The organism is Desulfogranum mediterraneum DSM 13871, assembly GCF_000429965.1.
Lineage (GTDB): Bacteria > Desulfobacterota > Desulfobulbia > Desulfobulbales > Desulfobulbaceae > Desulfogranum > Desulfogranum mediterraneum.
On sequence record NZ_AUCW01000061.1, the window covers coordinates 1 to 2,990 of the forward strand.

The 2,990-nt window shown below is 40.0% G+C and carries 1 protein-coding gene and 1 pseudogene; both read right to left on the reverse strand.

Annotation, left to right across the window (positions count from 1 at the left end):
- Window positions 1-107: 107 nt before the first annotated feature.
- A pseudogene (locus G494_RS28210) lies at window positions 108-832 on the reverse strand (DDE-type integrase/transposase/recombinase); the annotation flags it as partial.
- A 312-nt stretch (window positions 833-1,144) separates the two neighbouring features.
- A complete protein-coding gene (locus G494_RS0114580; protein WP_028585112.1) occupies window positions 1,145-2,614 on the reverse strand; it encodes an asparagine synthase-related protein in 1,470 nt (489 codons plus the stop codon).
- Between the last annotated feature and the right edge of the window lie 376 nt (window positions 2,615-2,990).

Sequence of the window (2,990 nt, forward strand, 5' to 3'; positions counted from 1 at the left end):
CTTAAAGCCTAAAACGCACCTAACTGATTAAAAGTACAGGATAAAATCAAAAGACGACCGATTGCTAACCTATGCCATAAGTAGCGGATGCTCCCGTATTTAAGCAATGTTTGATTAAGAATATCCTCGATTCGACCGTTAAAACGTTCAACCATCCCGTTTGCCTGTGGATGCCTGGGCTTAATTAGGCGGTGTTCTATGCCGTGGGTTGCGCAAATCTTGTCAAACAGATGATTACCAGTTGGTTCCCTTTGGCCAGTTGCGCGAAGCGGTCAGTGAACTCCCTACCATTATCGGTGAGAATTTTACTGATGACAAAAGGAGCTACTTTAATCAGATTTTTTAAGAATCCTTCTGCAGACTTGGCTGATTTTTTGGATATGGTTTCCATATAGGTCCAACGCGTTGCCCGGTCAATAGCCGCAAATAGATATTTCCTGATTGTCTCATCCGGCATTTGCGGCAAGTGTTCGATGTCAGCATGGATAAAACCTGGATCGTAGGATTTAAATGCCTTCAATAACGTAGCTTCCCCCTTTTCTTCCGGCACAAGACTTTTCAAATTGGAGATGCCGTATCGACGAAGACAGCGGTCCAATCGCGACATGGCTGGCTGAAGAATTCACGTATCACCACGAGGAGGTCGCCCAGAGGGAGAAGCAGGGACTTGCGCAGTTCAACAACGATGGCCTCTTCTGCCAGGGAGAGCGTGGCATGGAGTTCACGGGGGCGAAGGGAGCGATCTTCCACTTTCTAACAGTTGCTCTGGTGATATTATATTTTCCTCCAGCACCCTTTCAGAGAGGGTGGACTGCCGAATCTCCTCTCGGATGGCAGGGGTAGCACGAGCTCGCTTACCTGGCTTCGTTCCTCAGCCAGACAGAGAAAATGAGGTGTTATTCTAGCTTCAGCACTCCTTGAAGCATGTGCCTGGCACGGTATAATGGATAACTCATATTGGGAATATAATTACTCGGGAGGCTACATCTAGCTGGAAGGTTCGCTTGCAACCTGAACACCAAAATCTTTAATTTCCATTACTATTCTTGCCGTGCCGCCTTACCTCATTAGTACCACCGGAAAAACGGCAAGAAACTTTTACTGCAGCCATATCAAAAACTTTAAAAATCACACTTTACCATAGTCAACGTTTTGGCATCACGACCATATTTTTTATTTTTCTTATGAAATATTCAGATGGCACCACGACAATACTTCTATCAAAATATTTCTGTTTAGATTCAACAGGCTCAACACCCTGCAAATCATAAACCTTAGCCATCACTGAAAGACTAGCCAACCAAATTAATTTCTCTACATAATACATGGATTGCAGTGGGAATCTACGGACAAGGCTGAGCAACAACTTTATGGCCTCATAATTAAATAAATTCAGCCTCCTAATGTCTTCTGACGAAACCAGTTTGACAATTTCTTCAAATATATCATTTTGAACAAGACGATCATACGAGTGATGTTTCTTCAGGTATGAATCTGGGGTGCCTTTAATCTGGCCAAACGGCAAACCTGTCCTTGCCCAAGGTATATCATCTAACTTTGTAATAAACTCATTTAGCATATGTCTATAAACAAGATCGTTTCTTCTGGAGGGGTCTATTGACCACATAAATCCATAAACATCTGGCCGTGTAAACACTTGACAAATATCGGTTTTATCTGCCAACAACCCCATGCAAGGATTTAGCATCCTACGCATATAATGCAATTGATAATCCAGCTCATTTTGCATATAAGGTTTTTCCCGAGGGAAACGCTCGTGATATCTATGGACATCAGTCGAGATATATCTCTTTGAATTTTCAAATACAGCATTATGTACAAACCCACCAATATTCGATATTTTTCTACTTATAGGTTTTATAGAGCCGACATTTATACCAGAATATTCTGCACGGCCAATGCTATCGCCATAACTACCTGCTAAAATAATATCTAGATTATTGTCGTCCCTTATCTGAGGAATTGCATGCAAATGAATGGGAGAATATTCGCAACCATGCGTAGCTGTCTCTTTGATATTGTTTAACAAATCACCTGCGGTTACTTTGTAATGTTTCCAGTTCCATCCTAATCTTAATGCGATCCTCTTTGAATAGACAACATCTCTTGTCCCATCATCCCCCCAAGTTAAGCCTGTAACCTCTACCCCTTTTATTTCCTGTTTTTTAATTAAAAAGTCCAAGGCCCCAGCAACCATTCTACTATCCATCCCACCACTCAGCAGCACGCCTACAGTCTTTCTATTACCAATATAGGCTTTTATCTCAGAACAGATTTTTTTAAACAGTGTTCCAGCTATCTCCTCTTCTTTTATATCCGAAAACGAATGCTTTGGCGCACTCTCATATTCCCAATCATTCGACATGACATTTGGTCTTGCCAACCATGGCGTCCTCTGTATGCCCTGTATTATAGTGCGATCTGCAAACATATAATTTTTATTGAGTAATTCAATAACTGCTATCGGGTCTATTCTTCGAGGGCCAGTGTATACATTCAACAGTTCAGATAGATTTTGTTCTATTACAAAACCCTCTTTGTTTTTGTAATAATAAGGGTTATTAAAAGCTAAGTGATTAAATTTCTCAAACATAATAAACTCCTAAACAATTTCTTCGATAAGTATTGCTTAAACACTTAAGGTGACCAACCGAATGTTTTTATCAAGCGCCGCCAAAGGTACGTGCATTTGAAATATCACTACATAAAATCCTTGGTGAACAAATAAGTGACATTTAAAACACTACAACCACCAAAGGAACTTAATCAGATAATTATATTTATGTTTACGGTTATATATGTATATTTTTTTAAGGCATCGACTATATCCTCATTTATTGCACCCTTAAAAAAACTTCATAACAAAATAAAGGTAGCTGAATTCAAGTGATAAGTGCATAACCCATGATTTTTCTGACATCGATACCTGTCAGTTTGTTGAAAACTTCATAGGGTGTTTTGAAATTGAG

Excerpts from the sequence above, each read along its gene's own strand:
- G494_RS0114580 (WP_028585112.1), bottom strand. The coding sequence starts at position 2,614 with ATGTTTGAGAAATTTAATCACTTAGCTTTTAATAACCCTTATTATTAC.